The organism is Nocardia sp. NPDC055029, assembly GCF_053608525.1.
Genome location: NZ_JBSGVQ010000003.1, coordinates 268,234 through 284,367, shown reverse-complemented (window position 1 = coordinate 284,367; position 16,134 = coordinate 268,234). Strand labels below are relative to the sequence as shown.

The following is a 16,134-nucleotide window of genomic DNA, read 5'->3' as shown; positions in this document are numbered from 1 at the left end:
GGTCCGCTGCTTGTGTGCAGCGGACCGGCGGTCGCACCTTCGGCAACCGGGCAGCGGCAGCCGAAGGCCGGGTCGCGCGACCTCCCGACAAGGTCGCGGCCCTCGCGGCCCGGGCTCTTGCGAGGGCAGCCCGGGCTGGCTTGTCAGGCGTCGCGGCGGTTGACCACCACGAGCGCACCGGCGAACACGATCGCCACGAAGACGGCGAAGTAGATCAGGCTGCCCCACACGCCCCAGTGCCAGTTGCCCGCGACCTCTTCGACGGTCAGGAAGCGCTGCGCGTTCTGGAACGGCAGGAACGGCTTCACGGTGCGGCCGAAGCTGCCGAACGCGCCGAGCAGACCCTCCAGCAGCAGCGACCACAGCACGATCAGCGAGATCGCGGCGGCGGACTGGCGCACCAGCACGCCGACGCCGATGGCCAGTACCACGCACAGGAAGGCGTAGATCGGGATGCCGTAGATGGCCCGCCAGTTGCCGTCGAGTACCAGCAGCGGCGCGTCGTCACCGACGAACAGCTTGGATACCGCGAAGGCGACGAGCGCGAGCACACCGGTCAGCACCGCGGCGTATACGCCGACCAGGCCCGCCTTGGACAGGATGACCTTCGACCGGTTCGGCACCGCGAGGAAGCTGGCGCGGATGACGCCGAAGCGGTATTCGCTGGTCACCGTCAGCGCGGCCATGATCATCAGCACCATCACGCCGAAGCCGGAGACGCCGGAGGTCACCAGGCTCGGGGTGAGCAGGGTCGGCATTTCCCCGGGCGGGGTGTTCTCGGCCCGGGTGACCAGCGCGATCAGCGCGGCCAAGCCGATGCCGAGGACAACCACGATCGCCGAGCACCACCAGGGCGAGCGAGTCGAGGTGAGCTTGATTCGTTCCGCAGCGAGCACGCCCATCAGAGCGCACCTCCCATCACCTGGTCGAAGCCTGCGCCGTGGTACTCCACCGCGCCGCCGGTCATCCGCATGAACGCCTCCTCGAGGGAGGCCTGCTGCGGTGCCAGCTCGTAGAGCGTGACGTTGTTGGTTCCGGCCACCTTGCCGACCTCGTCGCTGGTCACGCCCGCGACGATCAGCGCGGCATCGCCCTCTTCCCGCACGGTCATGCCGTGCGAGGTGAGCAGGCTGCGCAGCTGGTCCAGCTGGGGGCTGCGGACCCGGACCGACTGCTCGGAGGCGCGGTCGATGAAGTCCTTGGTGGTGGTGTCGGCGATGAGCTGACCACGCCCGATGACAATCAGGTGCTCGGCGGTCTGGGCCATCTCCGAGAGCAGGTGGCTCGACACCAGCACGGTGCGGCCCTCGGCGGCCAGCCGCTGCATGAACCGGCGGATCCACAGGATGCCCTCGGGGTCGAGACCGTTGACCGGCTCGTCGAACAGCAGCACCTTCGGATCGCCGAGCAGGGCGCCCGCCAGGCCGAGCCGCTGCGACATACCCAGCGAGAACCCGCCCGCGTTCTTGCCTGCCACCTCGGACAGGCCGACCAGCCGCAGCACCTCCTCGACCCGCGACTTCGGCAGGTCGTTGGACACGGCCAGCCACTCCAGGTGCGCGCGCGCCGAACGGTTCGGATGCACCCACTTGGCATCGAGCAGCGCGCCGACCTGGGTCAGCGGACGCTCCAGATCCTCGTAGCGCTTGCCGTCGATCAGCGCGGTACCCGAAGTCGGCCGGTCGAGGCCGAGGATCATCCGCATGGTCGTCGATTTACCGGCACCGTTGGGTCCGAGGAACCCGGTCACCTGTCCTGGGTGGACGGTGAACGAGAGATCCTGCACCGCGACGGTCTGGCCGAATTGCTTGGTCAGGCCCCTCAGCTCGATCATGAGCCACAGCTTGCCCGACAAAAGTGGCGAGCGCGTCGCCGTGAGGTCGCGAGTCGGGTCATCCTCGAGGATGACCCCGACCCTTACCTTGCTGGGGAAGAAGCCTGAGCCCAGAACCGCTTGGGGATGCGGCCCGCCTCGCGGGCGAGGTAACCGGCCCGCACGGCCGCCGCCATCGCCGAGGCCATCAGCTCCGGCTCGCGGGCCCTGGTGACCGCGGTGGCCAGCAGCACCGCCGAGCAGCCGAGTTCCATGGCGAGGGCGGCGTCGCTGGCGGTGCCGATGCCCGCGTCGAGGATGACCGGCACGCCCGCGGCGGCGACGATCATCTCGATGTTGTGCGGGTTGCCGATGCCGAGACCGGTGCCGATCGGTGAACCGAGCGGCATGACCGCGGCGCAGCCCGCGTCCTCGAGGCGCTTGGCGAGCACCGGGTCGTCGTTGGTGTAGGGCAGGACGACGAAACCGTCGTCGACCAGCTGTTCGGCGGCGTCGAGCAGCTCGAACGGGTCGGGCAGCAGGGTGCGTTCGTCGGCGACGACCTCGAGCTTGACCCAGTTGGTGTCGAGCGCCTCGCGCGCCAGCTGCGCGGTGAGCACGGCCTCGGCGGCGGTGCGGCAGCCCGCGGTGTTGGGCAGCAGGGTGATGTCGAGGCGCTTGAGCAGGTCGAGGACCCCGGTACCGCCCGCGGCGTCGACCCGGCGCATCGCCACGGTGGTGAGCTCGGTGCCGGAGGCGACAAGGGCCTCTTCGAGGACGGCCAGGTTCTCGGCGCCGCCGGTGCCCATGATCAGGCGCGAGCCGAATTCCTTGTCCGCGATGCGCAGTGGCGCCGGCTCAGCCACCCTGCACCGCCGTCAGCACCTCGATGGTCCAGCCGCGGCCGACGGGCTCGTCCCAGCGCGACTTCGGGAAGACCGCGCCGTCGACCGCCAATGCCACGCCCTGGCACGGCAATTCGAGTCGGGTGAGCAGTTCGCGGATGCTCAATGGCTCGGCGAACTCGTGGTCGACACCGTTGACGGTGACACCGATCGGAATGGTCGAGGTCATCGAACTCCTCCTTGGAACAGCTGCAACGCCGGAAAGCGTTGCGGTGATGCGACTTCCGCGATCGCGGGCGACTCGTCGCCGAGCAGCCGCGGGACGAGGGTCGCGGTGAGGGCGAGGGTGAGCATGCCGTTGCGGCCGTGGCCGGTGGCGGCGACGACCCGGTCGTCGAGCGGGCCGAGCAGCGGCAGGTTGTCGGGGGTGCCGGGGCGGGAGCCCGCATTCGCCTCGGCCAGTTCGTATTCCGAGATGCCGGGCAGGATCGCCTCGGCGTCGGCGATCAGGTCGCGTACGCCGCCGACGGTGACCGTGGTGTCGAAACCGGCTTCGTATTGGGTGGCGCCGACGACGATGCCGTCCTCGCGTGGCACCAGGTAGACCTGCCTGCCGTGCACGCGCGCCCGGATCACCCGGCTCGGCGCCGGACTCACGCCGGGACGCTGCCGCAGCCGCAGGATCTCGCCCTTCACCGGCCGCACCGGCAGGCCGGGCCATAGGTCGGCGGAGTGGGCGCCCGCGGCGAGCACCACCCGGTCGTGCGGTAGATCATCCAGTGCGGCAACGGCTTCCGCGCGAATCCTGACACCGGCGGCAGTACAGGCGGCACGCAATGCACGCAGCACCCTGCGGTTATCGATCGCGGGCTCGGTGGTGGCCAGCAGACCGGCCCGGACCGTGCGGGCCAGCACGGGCTCCACAGCGCGCACACCGGCGCGATCCAGCACCCTCAGGTCGTGACCGAAACCGGCCAGCCAGTCCGCGACGGTGCGCAGGTCGGCGGCATCGGCGCCGTCGAGGGCGACGGTCAGTGTCTCGTCGGCGACGAACACCGATTCGCCGGTCACCGCGCGCAGCCGCTCGGCGAACGCGGGCCAGGCATCGAGCGCGGCCGCGCCGAAAGCCAGCACCCGGTCCTCACCGGGCCAGCCCTCCGACAGCGGCGCGAGCATGCCGCCCGCCACGTAGGACGCGCCGGAGCCGGGCGCCGGATCGAAGACGGTGACGGTCCAGCCCGCCTCGGCGGCCTGCCACGCGACGGCGAGTCCGACGGCGCCGCCGCCAACGACCGCCAGAGTCCGCATCACGTTCCACCTGTCTTTTTCCGCCTGTCGAACGCCTCGGCGTTCGCGTCTCCACGGTAGCGCGACTACCGTCGACACCGTGCAGCCCTCCCATCCGAATCGTTCCGTCCCGCCAAGGGAGCGCTTGTCCAGCGCGCTGCTGTATCTGTGCACCGACGCGCGCCGGGACAAGGGTGATCTGGCCCGGTTCGTCGATGCCGCGCTCGCGGGTGGCGTCGACATCGTGCAGCTCAGAGACAAGGGGTCACCCGGTGAGGCCGAATTCGGCCCGCTGGAGGCCAAGGCCGAGCTCGGCGCGCTCGCCGAGATCAAGTCGGCCACCCGCAGGCACGGTGCGTTGCTCGCGGTGAACGACCGCGCCGACATCGCGCTGGCCGCCGGCGCCGACGTCCTGCATCTCGGCCAGGGCGACCTACCGCCCGCCTACGCGCGCCGCATCCTCGGTCCCGACGTGGTGATCGGCCGGTCCACCCACAACCGCGCCCAGGCCGGTCTCGCCGCGATCGACGGCCACCTGGACTACTTCTGTACCGGCCCGATCTGGACAACCCCGACGAAGCCGGGCCGTCAGGCCGCGGGCATCGACCTGGTGCGGTCCACCGCCGATGCCCATCCGTCGATGCCGTGGTTCGCGATCGGCGGTGTCGACGCGGCTCGTCTGCCCGAAGTGCTGTCCGCGGGGGCGCGTCGGGTCGTCGTTGTCCGCGCGATCACCGAAGCGGCCGATCCGGAAGCCGCGGCCAGGGAGCTCAAGCAGGCCCTGCTCGCGGCTACCGACTGAGCAAGGCGTTCAGGACAGCAGCTTCGTGAGCGCGGCGGCGAGTTCGCCGGGCTGGTCGGGGCCGATGGTCACCTCGTCGCCAGGGCCGTCGGCCTGGGTGTGCAGCCAGAAGAATCCCCGATCGGCGATCTCGACCGTGCGCGGCAGATCGGGTACGGGAGCGTCGGTGAATCGGACGCGCACCGGTACCGCGCGCAGGGCGATCCAGGCCAGCGCGAAACCCGGGTGCAGCGGCAGATCGGTGACCTCGTCCTCGGGCACCCACACCAGCTCGGAGCTCTCCCTGTTGGCGACGGTGGCCAGCGGGCTCTCGGCGTCGGCGACCACGGTGGTGTAGGTCCACCCGCTCGGCGCGGTCATCGTCAGCCGTTCGGCGCGCACGCGCAGGAGGTCGGCGGTGATACCCGCCTCCTCCCAGGCTTCCCTGACCGCGGCGTGTTCGGCGCTCTCGTGCGAATCCCGCGCGCCACCGGGAATGGCCCAGGTACCGCCCTGATGACTCCACGGTGCCCGGTGCTGTAGCAGCACCGCCGAACCGCCACGGGGCAGCGGCGCGCGCAGCAACAGGCCCGCCGCGCCGTACTTGCCCCAGTGCCGAACTCCGCCCGGGCTGTTCGACCACCCGTCTCCGTCACCGCGCATCCAATACTCTTTCCTCCGTAGCAGCCGAGCAGCAACCGCTTCGGGGGTGTCTGAGGGGCTGCGCCACCGGTACGACAACAATAAACTCCGCACCACAACTGGTGCGCGGACAGGACGGGGAGGTGAACGATGGTCGACTCGGGGAATCGCGATGCCTCGACCGAGGTGGCGGCCGTCCGTTCCGGCCCGTCGCCGCAGGCCACGGGCGGTACGCACGGCACCGAGAGGGTAATCGCCAAGCCGGTGACGAGCGGTCGCACGCCGTCGCGGCGGCCCGCGATCGTCGCCGACCGGCCGCCCGCTCCGGATGTGAAGGCGCTGCGTGCGCTGTTCGATCCGGCGCGCCTGCGTGGTTTCGTGCAATCCTCGCCGGGCCGGCTGATGGTGGCCGGACTGGTGCTGATGGTGTTGTGTGTGACCGCGGGTGCGGTGACTTCGGCGACCGTCAGCGATCGCCAGCAAGCTCTCGGCGTGCTGCTCGACGACACCGAACCCGACGCGCACTCAGCCAATCACCTCTACACCTCCCTGTCGATCGCCGACGCCGCCGCGGGCACCGCGTTCCTGGCTGGCGGGCTCGAACCGGCGGCCGTGCGCGATCGCTACACCCAGGCCATCGGTGAGGCGGCCGCCGAGTTGGTGACCCAGGCGGGCCACATCTCCATGGAGGAAGCCGCCGACCCGTCCGGCACCGACCGCAAGCTGCGCACCGGTATCGCCACCGGCCTGCCCGTGTACACCGGCCTGATCGAGACCGCGCGCGCCAACAACCGCAACGGCTACCCGGTCGGCGCGGCCTATCTCAGCGAGGCCTCGCATCAGATGCAGACGACCCTGCTGCCGATGGCCGAGGAACTAGAGAGCCACCGGCTCGACGCGATCACCGCCGCGCAGAACCGGCATGTGCTGCCGCCGTGGCCCGCGATCGTGCTGCTGATGCTGGCGCTCGGCGCACTGATCTGGGTTCAGGTCGAACTGGCCCGCCGGTCGCGGCGTGTATTCAATATGGGACTACTGATCGGCACCGGCGCGCTGACGCTGACCCTGATCTGGACCGTGGCGGCCGGCTCGGTGTCCGCGGTGTCGATGATCCGCTGCCGAGACCAGGGCGCCGTCCCCGCAGCCCGGCTGGCCGAGAGCCGCATCCTGGTGCAGCAGGCCAGGGCGGCGGAAATGGTGAAGCTGGTGCGCCGCGACGCGACCGGCGACTACGACCGCACCTTCGATACCAACACCACCCGGCTGACCGAACTGCTCGACGGCTACCCTGAGGACGCGCCGGCCCGCAGTGAGGTCGCCGACGCGCGCGCCGCGCTGGCCCGCTGGCAGTCCGCGCATCAGCGGATGAACGACACCCTCGCCCGCGGCGACTTCACCGGCGCCACCGCCGTCGCCACCGGACCGAGCGCCGCCGACGCGACCGCCCAGGTCGACGCGCTCGACCGGGCACTCGACGAGGCCTCGGCGGCCACCCGGGATACCTTGCGTGACAGGGTTTCCCAGGCCATCGACGTGCTGGTGTTCCTGGCTCCCGGCGCGTTCGTCCTCGGCATCGTGGCCGCCGCGTGCGTCGCGCTCGGCCTGTGGCCGCGACTGCGGGAGTACCGATGAGGCCGGGACGCGCCACCGCGGCGCTGCTGCTCGCGGCGGCGGCGCTGCTCGGCGGCTGTTCCGACAGCACCCCGGAGCCCGCGGACCGCGCCGTCTACTCCGAGCCGCCCCTGCCCGCCAAGGCGATTCCGATCGGCACCGACACACCGCTGCCCACCCCCGACGACAAGCAGTGCGGCGACCCGACAGCCAGCCTGCGGCCGAGCACCTCGCGCGGCCCGACGGTCGACGCCATCCGCGCGCGCGGCAGGCTGATCGTCGGCCTTGACGCAGGCAGCAACCTGTTCAGCTTCCGCGATCCGCTGACCGGGCGCATCGTCGGCTTCGACGCCGACATCGCCCGCGAGATCGCCCGCGACCTGCTCGGCAACCCCGATCTGATCGAATACCGCAGTCTCGCTTCGGAAGAACGCGAACGGGCGCTGCAGGACCACACCGTCGACCTGATCGCCAAGACGATGACGATCACCTGCGAGCGCAAGGAGCGGGTGGCGTTCTCCACCGTGTACCTGCGCGCCGACCAGCGGGTGCTCGCGGTGAAGAACTCGGGCATCAACGGCCTGGCCGACCTGGCGGGCAAGCGGGTGTGCGTGGCGCGCGGCACCACCTCGCTCGACCACATCCGGCGCGACCAGCCCGCCGCCACCATCCTGACCGTGCCGACCTGGGCCGACTGCCTGGTGGTGCTGCAGCAACGCCAGGTCGACGCGGTGAGCACCGACGACGCGATCCTGGCCGGCCTGGCCGCGCAGGACCCCTACACCGAGGTGGTCGGCGAGAGCATCAGCGCCGAGCCGTACGGCATCGGCATCCCCAAGGGCGACGACGATCTGGTCCGCTTCGTCAACGCCACGCTCGAGCGCATCCGCAACGACGGCACCTGGGTCCGCATCCACCGCCGCTGGCTCGCCTCCCTCGGGGAGACGCCGAGCCCGCCCGCACCGACGTACCGGGACTGACCGCCATGAGCACGACACCACCGCCGAACGGCGAACCAGCACAGGATGATCCGGAGCGGCAGCAGCCGACGCAGCTGTCCCGGCGCGACGAGGGTGAGCTGCCCGGCGGGTGGACGCTGCCGCCGGCACCGGCCGACGACGAGACCCAGCCGCTGCCCATCCTTCCCGCGCACGCGGCCACCGAGATCGCCGCGGAGAGGTCAGCGGAACCGCCTGTCACCCAGGGCGTCGCGGAAGCGCCCGCCACCCGAGCCTCCCAGCGCCCCGGAGCGTCGGCTGCCACCGAGCTCGCCCACCGGGTCGCCGAACCACCTGGCACCCAGGCGACGCCCGCCGAATCCTGGTCTTCCACACCGCAAACCGGTCCGAGCACCGCCCGATCGGGCCGCAGCGTTCGCACCGCCAGGTCGCGCCCGACCCGCAGACTCGGTGCGGGCCTGGTGCCGATCCCGACCGTCTCCCCCGCCGATCCGCGCGCGGCGGTGCTGGCCGATCCGGTGGTGTCGGAGGGCAGGCGATTCTGCTGGCGCTGCGCGAATCCGGTGGGCCGATCGACCCCGGCGCGCGCCGCGTCGTCGGCGGGCAAGTGCGAAACCTGCGGCGCCGCCTACGATTTCCGGCCTTCACTGCACGAGGGCGACATGGTCGCCGGGCAGTACGAGATCCAGGGCTGTATCGCGCACGGCGGTCTCGGCTGGATCTATCTGGCCATCGACCGCAATGTCAGCGACCGCTGGGTGGTGCTCAAGGGACTGCTGCACGCCGGGGACGCCGAGGCGCAGGCCGTGGCGGTGGCCGAGCGGCAGTTCCTGGCCGAGGTGGCGCATCCGAGCATCGTCAAGATCCACAACTTCGTCGAGCACACGGCGCCCGACGGGTCCGGCATCGGCTACATCGTCATGGAATACGTCGGCGGCCAATCACTGCGCGACATTCTCGACGCGATGCCACCCGGTGAGCGGATGCCGCTGGCCGAGGCCATCGCCTACGTGCTGGAGATCCTGCCCGCGCTGGACCACCTGCACTCGACCGGCCTGACCTACAACGACCTCAAGCCCGACAATGTGATGGTCACCGAGGACCAGGTGAAGCTGATCGACCTCGGCGCGGTCGCCACCATCGAAGCCTACGGAAACCTCTACGGAACCAAAGGTTTCCAGGCGCCGGAGATCGCCAGGACGGGCCCGACGCCCGCCTCCGACGTGTACACGGTCGGCCGGACATTGGCCGCGCTCACCCTGGCGCTGCCCAGCGAGCACGGCCGCTACCTCGACGGCATCCCCGATCCCGCAGGCGAGCCGCTGCTGGCCCGCTACGAGTTCTTCCACCGTTTCCTGCTCACCGCCACCGAACCCGATCCGGCACAGCGGTTTCCGTCGGCGCGGGCGATGTCGGCGCAGCTGGCCGGTGTGCTGCGGGAGATCCTCGCCTATGACACCGGCACCGAACACCCCCAGCTGTCCACCGTCTTCAGTCCGCAGCGCACCAGCTTCGGCACCGAGGAACTGATCAGCCAGACCGACGCCTACCTCGACGGCGTCGGCCGTTCCCCACTCCTGGATTCTCACGATGTCGTCGCGGCCCTGCCGATTCCGCTGATCGATCCGGCCGACCCGTCCGCCCCGCTGCTGGCGGCGACCGCGAACCTGGAGCCGGAGCGGGTTCTCGAAGCACTGCACGACGCCCGCGAGCGCGCCGAGGCCGACCCGGACAACGCACCGGAAACCCTCGCGGGCGAGCTGGTCTTCGCCGAGGTACGCGCCCGCCTCGACCTCGGCGAGTCGGCGGCGGTGCTGCACCTGCTCGACCGCGTCCGAGGCGAATCCGGTTGGCGCGCCGACTGGTTCACCGGCCAGGCACACCTGCTCGAACTGGACTACGAGGCCGCCTTCGCCTCCTTCGAGGCCGTCCTGCGGGTGCTGCCCGGCGAGATCGCCCCCAAGCTGGCACTGGCCGCCACCGCGGAACTCATTCTGCAGCACTGGGTTTCCGACGCCCCCGAACAGTGGCGATCCTTCGCCGAACGCTATTACGACACCGTGTGGCGCACCGACCGCGCCGTGGTGAGCGCCGCCTTCGGCCTGGCCAGACAGCTCGCGGTGGCGGACCGGGTCGGCGAGGCGGTGCACGCCCTCGACGACGTCCCCGCGGCATCCCGCCACTTCACCACGGCCCAGACCACAGCAATCCTGTTGCTGCTCACCAGCGCCCCCGTAGCCGACCTCGACGAACAGACCCTGCGCCTGGCCGCCTCCCGCGCCCAGTCCATCCCACCGGGCGAGCACCGCGCGACGCTCATGCGCACCCTCGTACAGGGCACCGCACTGGCCTGGCTGCAGGCAGGCAACACCCCGAAACGCAAGGACGCCAAACTCTTCGGCCGCCCCTTCGACGAACGAGACCTCCGCGACGGCACCGAATCCGGCCTACGCGCCCTCGCCCGCAACGCCCCGGACCGAACCCACCGCTACGCCCTGGTCGACCTCGCCAACTCCCTGCGCGCGAAGTCCTGGTTCTGAGCCACCATTGCGCCGTGTATCCGACGGCACCGTGACCACCCGTTCGCGGGTGCTGTGAATTTGCCAGGTACACAAGAATAGTCACTGAATATTCTCAGCTCGGCTGTCGCCGGGCGGGCTAACATGGGCGCTGGCGGTTGCTGTCGGATGCACTTCGGGGACCCTCGGCCGGGCCGCGCGTATGACGTTGGCGAGTGCTTCGATTCGCACTCCATTCTCTGCGAAGGTTGGCAGTATGAGCAGGTTGCGGCACAAGATCGTGTACCTTCCCGGGATCGGCGGCTCCGCGCTACGGACTCCCGACGGCTCGCATCGACCGTGGGGTGGCGCACTGGGTAGTTCGGGCACCCTCTTGGATCCGAAAAGGGTGAACATCGATGAGCATCCGCATTTGATACCGGATGGTTTGCTGGTCGGCACGAGTATGGTGCGTCGCTTGCCGAATCTCCCCAACTATCAAGGCCTTTTGGGGCGCTTGGAGAAGCGCTACGCCACCAGGGCAGTCATCGCGACACCGGATGGCCCCGTGGATCCGACGGCCGGTGTGCTCGTTGTGCCCTACGACTTCCGCCGCAGCGTGGCCGAGGCCGCCGTCCGCCTGGACGAGGTGGTGGCCCGGTGGATTCCGCCCGTTGCCGACGAAGACGACCCGATGAGTCGGCCGGTAATCGTGATCGGGCATTCGATGGGCGGCCTGGTCGCCTCCTCCTGGATCGGACAGCTGGCCGGGTGGCGCAAGGCCGCCGCGCTGATCACCCTCGGCACTCCACACCGGGGTGCACCCAAGGCACTGGACTGGCTGGTCAACGACGGCCGGGGACCGCTGGCCAGGTTGGCGCCGGAGTTCCGCCGCTGGCCGGGAATGTACGAATTGCTGCCCAGGTACCGCGCGGTGCTGGATGGCACTCACCAGGATCCCGCGTCGCTCGCGCTGTATCCCCATGAGCTGCAACTGGATTGGCTCGGAGCGTCGGAGGCCGCCCGGTTTACATCGATGGCCAAGGACGCGTTCCGGGTCCATGAGGCGATCGACCGCGGGTGGGAGTCCATCCCGGCAGGGCGCGCGCCGAAGGTGCTGGTCCGGTACGGCTCGGGGCACAAGACCTTGGCGAGCGCGGTCTTGCACCGCGACGAACTGGTGGTGACGAAGGAGGATCCGTCCTGGTTCGATGTGCCACGCCCGGGTGGGGACAGCACGGTGCCCGGAGTGTCGGCGGTGCCGTGGTGGATGGACGGTGATCACCACCTGCAACGCGATGTGGCGGATCGGCACGGTCCGATCGCGGTCACCAGCGATATCGAGGGCACCCTGAATCCGTTCGCCGCCCCGGACGGCGGTCACATCAGGGGCGACGAGCCGGCGGCAAGGCCCCGGGTGGGATTGGATCTCGAGGATCAGTACCTGTCTGATGAAGCGATCCGCATCGGCGCTTCGCTGCTCAGCGCTCTCGCGACGGACGGTGTGGCGGCTTGGGTACAGATTCGTCCGGTGGACGGCACTGCGCCTCCGGTCGTGCGCCGGACTGCCCTCACCTCGACGACCACCGGCGAATGGGTAGGCGAATTCGATCCGCCCGCTCCCGGGATGTACACGGTGACGGTCAGCGTCACCGGTGTTCCCGGCACCGACGAGGTGATCTGCCGTGACGAGATCGCGGTGTTGGACGTCGCAGGGGAGGACGCGTGAGCTGGCCTGCGTGGCGGCTCGAACAGGAGCCGGCCGAGCTGTGCCGCTACGTGCGCCCCGACGTGGTGGCGCGGCTGGTGGAACGGCGCGGTGACGGCAGGCTCGGCGGGCTGCCCGGTCCCGGCCCGGCGCCGGCGATCGGCCGCGCGCGGGAAGCGTTCGAGGCCATCCGATCCTGCGGGATCACCTATGCCGACGAGCCGTTCAGTCCGGCGGGTCAGCTGATCCGCAGCCCCGAGGAGGTGCTGTGGACGCCGCGGATCGGCAACTGCCTCGATTTGTCGGTGGTGTATGCGGGCGCGCTGCTGCACGCCGGGCTGCATCCGCTGGTGGTGGTACTGGAACGTGATCGCGCGGAGCACGCGATCGTGCTGGTCTGGCTGCGTGGCGAGCGCAGGGGTGCTGCGGACGCGGACTATCCGCTCGCCGAAAACGCTGCGGGACTGCACGACCGGATGCCGGCCGCGGCCGACGACGACCTGCGGGAGCGTCCCGATGCGCCCGGCGCGTTCCTCGCGGTGGACATCGCCGTCGTCGCGGGTCCGGACGGACCGGGCGACTTCGAGTCTGCGGTAGCGCGCGGTTTCCGGCTGCTCACCGACGGTGCGTGGAACTGGCGGCAGGGCATCGATGTGGGTCTGCTGTTCGATCCGCAGCGGTGCCACGCGGTCGAGGCATGGCCGCATCGCGACCCGCTGCACGATCCCTACTTCGATCCTGAGGTCCACCAGGACCCCGACGCGGACACGGGACCGTTGCGGCTGCTGTGGGCTCGCTATCCGGTAGTCCCGTACAGCGATCGCAACGAACTGGATGTGCTGCTCGACTGGTGTCAGGCCCCCGACCCACCGGAGTTGGTGACCGACCGCGCCCCGATGCGCGTCGCGATCCTGCACGGCGACGGTGGCGCGGGCAAAACACGCTTGGCCGCCGAGCTGGCGCATCGGCTGCGCAGCGGCGGAACTCACTGGTACGCAGGCTTCTTGCCGCGCAGGATGCGGGCCAACAGCGACTCCTGGGATACGGGTGTCGCCTGGCTGGCGCGGACGGTCACACCACTGCTCGTCATCGTCGACTACGCCGAATCGACGCCATCCGACGAAGTCGCCACGCTTCTCGACGCCCTGGCGAACCGCCGCGGGCAACGCACGTGTGTATTGCTCACGGCTCGAACATTTTCCGCTGATCGTGGTGGATGGTGGCAACGCGTGGCCGAGGGTATCGAGGGGCATCAGTACCTGACCATGCCCGTCCGCCTTACCGCCGAACACCCCAGTACCACCAGCTTGTTTCGCCGGGCACAAGGCGCTTTCCGGGATCGGCATCCGGTGGCGGCACCCGCCGCACTGCGTGGCGACAGCTGGACCGTCTTGGAAACGGTGATGCTGGCCTGGTTGTCAGTGCACAACGCTGCCGAAGAACTTCCGGCGACCACCATCGGACTGTACGAGAAGATCGTGGGCCACGAAATGCGCTATTGGCGGCGTGTTTACGACCGGCGAGCCGGCAAGCGCGATGAGTACTCGCTCGAGGACGCCGTCTTCCGGCAGGCCGCCGCCTGCGTTACCGCCACAGGTCCGGTGACCGAGCGCGTCGACACCGTGCTGAAAGCGGTGCGGGAACTCGACGGTGACTCCGGCGCTGACAGTCGCCTGCGTGCCCGATTCGCCGCCGTCATCCGTGATGTCCTCGTCCCCGACGACGACGGCCGGCTCCACCTTCACCCAGACCCCCTGGGTGACTACCTCGCCGCGACCACCTTCGACGATGACCTGAACCGCGACTACCAAGGGCGCACCGGCGCCGACGCCGAGCCACTGCTCCATCGGTGCCTCGACCGTGCTGCGCCGGTGGAGTTGGCCAATACCTTCATCACCATTACCCGTGCCGCTCAGGACGAACCTGGTCGTGCCCGATGTCTCGCTGATGCAGCGCTCACAGATGATCCGGCGCGGGCGAATGTGGCGTTCGATATTGCTCTGCGGGTGGGCGGGCCGTTCGTCGAGCCGCTCGAGCGAGCGGTCGGCGCGGGGGACAATGTGTTGCCGCTCGAGAAGATTCTGTCAGGAGTGCCGGTTGGGCATGTCGCACTCGGAAATCTTGCCAGGATCGCCACGGAACGGGCTCTGCAGCTTGGGGAACGATCGGGCAGGAGTGGCGATGCGCCGCTGGCTATGCGGGCAGCGTTGTTGAACGATCTGGCAATTCGTCAAGCCGCCGGAGGGCAACGCGAAGCCGCACTCGAGTCGATCACCGAAGCCACGCGCCTCTACCGATCGCTGACCCAAGCCAACACCGCCGCATTCCTTCCCTACCTGGCGGGTTCGCTGAACAACCTCGCCAACCAACAAGCCGCCGTCGGACAACGCGAAATCGCACTCGACTCGATCACCGAAGCCATCCGACACCATCGGTCGCTGGCCCAAGCCAACCCCGCCGCATTCCTCCCAGACCTGGCAGGTTCGCTGAACAACCTCGCCAACCAACAAGCCGCCGTCGGACAACGCGAAGCCGCGCTCGAGTCGATCACCGAAGCCGTACAGATTCGACGATCACTCGCCCAAACCAACCCCGCCGCATTCCTACCCGCACTGGCAATGTCACTGAACAACCTGGCTATTCATCAAGCCGAGGTCGGACAACACGCAGCCGCGCTCGAGTCGATCACCGAAGCCGTACAGATTCGACGATCACTCGCCCAAACCAACCCCGCCGCATCCCTCCCCAACCTGGCAATGTCACTGAACAACCTGGCTGTTCAACAAGCCAAGGTCGGACAACACGCAGCCGCACTCGACTCGAATACCGAAGCCACCCACCTCTACCAGTCCCTGGCCCAAGCCAACCCCGCCGCATTCCTCCCCGACCTGGCACTGTCGCTGAACAACCTCGCCAACCATCAAGCCGAGGTCGGACAACGCGAAGCCGCGCTCGAGTCGATCACCGAAGCCGTACAGATTCGACGATCACTCGCCCAAACCAACCCCGCCGCATTCCTCCCCGACCTGGCACTGTCACTGAACAACCTCGCCAACCGGCAAGCCGAGGTCGGACAACGCGCCGCCGCACTCGAGTCGATCACCGAAGCCATCCGACACCACCGGTCGCTGGCCCAAGCCAACCCCGCGGCATTCCTCCCAGACCTGGCAGGTTCGCTGAACAACCTCGCCAACCAACAAGCCAAGGTCGGGCAACACGCAGCCGCACTCGAGTCGATCACCGCAGCCACCCACCTCTACCAGTCCCTGGCCCAAGCCAACCCCGCAGTATTTCTCCCCGCACTGGCAATGTCGCTGCACAACCTCGCCAACCAACAAGCCGCCGTCGGACAACACGCCGCCGCACTCGACTCGATCACCGAAGCCGTACAGATTCGACGATCACTCGCCCAAACCAACCCCGCCGCATTCCTCCCCGCACTGGCAGGCTCGCTGAACAACCTCGCCAACCATCAAGCCGAGGCCGGACAACACGCAGCCGCACTCGAAACGATCACCGAAGCCACCCACCTCTACCGATCCCTGGCACAAACCAACCCCGCAGCATTCCTCCCAGACCTGGCAGGTTCGCTGAACAACCTCGCCAACCGGCAAGCCGAGGCCGGACAACACGCAGCCGCACTCGACTCGATCACCGAAGCCACCCACTTCTACAAGTCGCTCGCCCAAGCCAACGCCGCAGCATTCCTCCCCGCACTGGCAGGCTCGCTGAACAACCTCGGCAACCATCAAGCCGAGGCCGGACAACACGCAGCCGCACTCGAAACGATCACCGAAGCCACCCGACACCACCGGTCGCTGGTTCAAACCAACCTCGCCGCATTCCTCCCCGACCTGGCAATGTCGCTGAACAACCTCGCTAACCAACAAGCCGCCGTCGGACAACACGCCGCCGCACTCGACTCGATCACCGAAGCCGTACAGATTCGACGATCACTCGCCCAAACCAACCCCGCCGCATTCCTCCCCG

The 16,134-nt window shown here is 69.2% G+C and carries 12 protein-coding genes; 6 read left to right on the top strand and 6 right to left on the bottom strand.

Annotated elements, in window-relative coordinates:
* Positions 1-143: 143 nt before the first annotated feature.
* From ACWF9G_RS04735 to thiO, 5 genes are all read right to left on the bottom strand, one after another.
* Positions 144-902, bottom strand: coding sequence for an ABC transporter permease (locus tag ACWF9G_RS04735; RefSeq protein WP_452513681.1), 759 nt, complete (start codon positions 900-902; stop codon positions 144-146).
* Positions 902-1,834, bottom strand: coding sequence for an ABC transporter ATP-binding protein (locus tag ACWF9G_RS04730; RefSeq protein WP_379305345.1), 933 nt, complete (start codon positions 1,832-1,834; stop codon positions 902-904). Before ACWF9G_RS04730 ends, ACWF9G_RS04735 begins: the two co-directional genes overlap by 1 nt.
* 83 nt (positions 1,835-1,917) lie before the next feature.
* Positions 1,918-2,622: a thiazole synthase gene (thiG, locus tag ACWF9G_RS04725; protein ID WP_379305532.1), complete on the bottom strand. Its 705-nt coding sequence runs from the start codon at positions 2,620-2,622 to the stop codon at positions 1,918-1,920.
* Positions 2,623-2,671: 49 nt separating this feature from the next.
* Positions 2,672-2,887: a sulfur carrier protein ThiS gene (thiS, locus tag ACWF9G_RS04720; RefSeq protein WP_189025092.1), complete on the bottom strand. Its 216-nt coding sequence runs from the start codon at positions 2,885-2,887 to the stop codon at positions 2,672-2,674.
* The gene (gene thiO / locus ACWF9G_RS04715; protein WP_452513678.1) at positions 2,884-3,966 is read right to left on the bottom strand and encodes a glycine oxidase ThiO; all 1,083 of its coding nucleotides are present in this window, start codon (positions 3,964-3,966) and stop codon (positions 2,884-2,886) included. Before thiO ends, thiS begins: the two co-directional genes overlap by 4 nt.
* A 79-nt stretch (positions 3,967-4,045) precedes the next feature.
* Between thiO and thiE the strand changes: the two genes are divergently transcribed.
* Positions 4,046-4,747, top strand: a complete 702-nt coding sequence (gene thiE / locus ACWF9G_RS04710) for a thiamine phosphate synthase (RefSeq protein WP_379305350.1) — start codon at positions 4,046-4,048, stop codon at positions 4,745-4,747.
* A 9-nt stretch (positions 4,748-4,756) separates the two neighbouring features.
* Here the strand turns inward: thiE and ACWF9G_RS04705 are convergent, their stop codons facing one another.
* Positions 4,757-5,389: an NUDIX hydrolase gene (locus ACWF9G_RS04705; RefSeq protein ID WP_452513676.1), complete on the bottom strand. Its 633-nt coding sequence runs from the start codon at positions 5,387-5,389 to the stop codon at positions 4,757-4,759.
* A gap of 129 nt (positions 5,390-5,518) precedes the next feature.
* Between ACWF9G_RS04705 and ACWF9G_RS04700 the strand changes: the two genes are divergently transcribed.
* The 5 genes from ACWF9G_RS04700 to ACWF9G_RS04680 form a co-directional block, all read left to right on the top strand.
* Positions 5,519-7,000 (top strand): hypothetical protein, encoded by a 1,482-nt coding sequence (locus ACWF9G_RS04700; protein ID WP_452513675.1) that lies wholly within the window; start codon positions 5,519-5,521, stop codon positions 6,998-7,000.
* Complete coding sequence (locus ACWF9G_RS04695; protein ID WP_452513673.1) at positions 6,997-7,959, top strand: glutamate ABC transporter substrate-binding protein; 963 nt, start codon at positions 6,997-6,999, stop codon at positions 7,957-7,959. Before ACWF9G_RS04700 ends, ACWF9G_RS04695 begins: the two co-directional genes overlap by 4 nt.
* A gap of 5 nt (positions 7,960-7,964) precedes the next feature.
* Positions 7,965-10,478, top strand: coding sequence for a tetratricopeptide repeat protein (locus tag ACWF9G_RS04690; RefSeq protein ID WP_452513671.1), 2,514 nt, complete (start codon positions 7,965-7,967; stop codon positions 10,476-10,478).
* A gap of 235 nt (positions 10,479-10,713) precedes the next feature.
* On the top strand, positions 10,714-12,165 hold the full coding sequence (locus ACWF9G_RS04685) for an esterase/lipase family protein (protein ID WP_452513669.1): 1,452 nt from the start codon (positions 10,714-10,716) through the stop codon (positions 12,163-12,165).
* Positions 12,162-16,134 (top strand): hypothetical protein (locus ACWF9G_RS04680; protein WP_452513667.1); only part of this gene is annotated, 3,973 nt, incomplete at its 3' end. The genes ACWF9G_RS04685 and ACWF9G_RS04680, both read left to right, overlap by 4 nt.

What these genes read in the sequence shown, in the direction of transcription:
- ACWF9G_RS04735 (WP_452513681.1), bottom strand. Translation starts at nt 902, where the DNA reads ATGGGCGTGCTCGCTGCGGAACGAATCAAGCTCACCTCGACTCGCTCG.
- ACWF9G_RS04730 (WP_379305345.1), bottom strand. Translation starts at nt 1,834, where the DNA reads ATGATCGAGCTGAGGGGCCTGACCAAGCAATTCGGCCAGACCGTCGCG.
- thiG (WP_379305532.1), bottom strand. Translation starts at nt 2,622, where the DNA reads ATGGGCACCGGCGGCGCCGAGAACCTGGCCGTCCTCGAAGAGGCCCTT.
- thiS (WP_189025092.1), bottom strand. Translation starts at nt 2,887, where the DNA reads ATGACCTCGACCATTCCGATCGGTGTCACCGTCAACGGTGTCGACCAC.
- thiO (WP_452513678.1), bottom strand. Translation starts at nt 3,966, where the DNA reads ATGCGGACTCTGGCGGTCGTTGGCGGCGGCGCCGTCGGACTCGCCGTC.
- ACWF9G_RS04705 (WP_452513676.1), bottom strand. Translation starts at nt 5,389, where the DNA reads ATGCGCGGTGACGGAGACGGGTGGTCGAACAGCCCGGGCGGAGTTCGG.
- ACWF9G_RS04700 (WP_452513675.1), top strand. Translation starts at nt 5,519, where the DNA reads ATGGTCGACTCGGGGAATCGCGATGCCTCGACCGAGGTGGCGGCCGTC.
- ACWF9G_RS04695 (WP_452513673.1), top strand. Translation starts at nt 6,997, where the DNA reads ATGAGGCCGGGACGCGCCACCGCGGCGCTGCTGCTCGCGGCGGCGGCG.
- ACWF9G_RS04690 (WP_452513671.1), top strand. Translation starts at nt 7,965, where the DNA reads ATGAGCACGACACCACCGCCGAACGGCGAACCAGCACAGGATGATCCG.
- ACWF9G_RS04685 (WP_452513669.1), top strand. Translation starts at nt 10,714, where the DNA reads ATGAGCAGGTTGCGGCACAAGATCGTGTACCTTCCCGGGATCGGCGGC.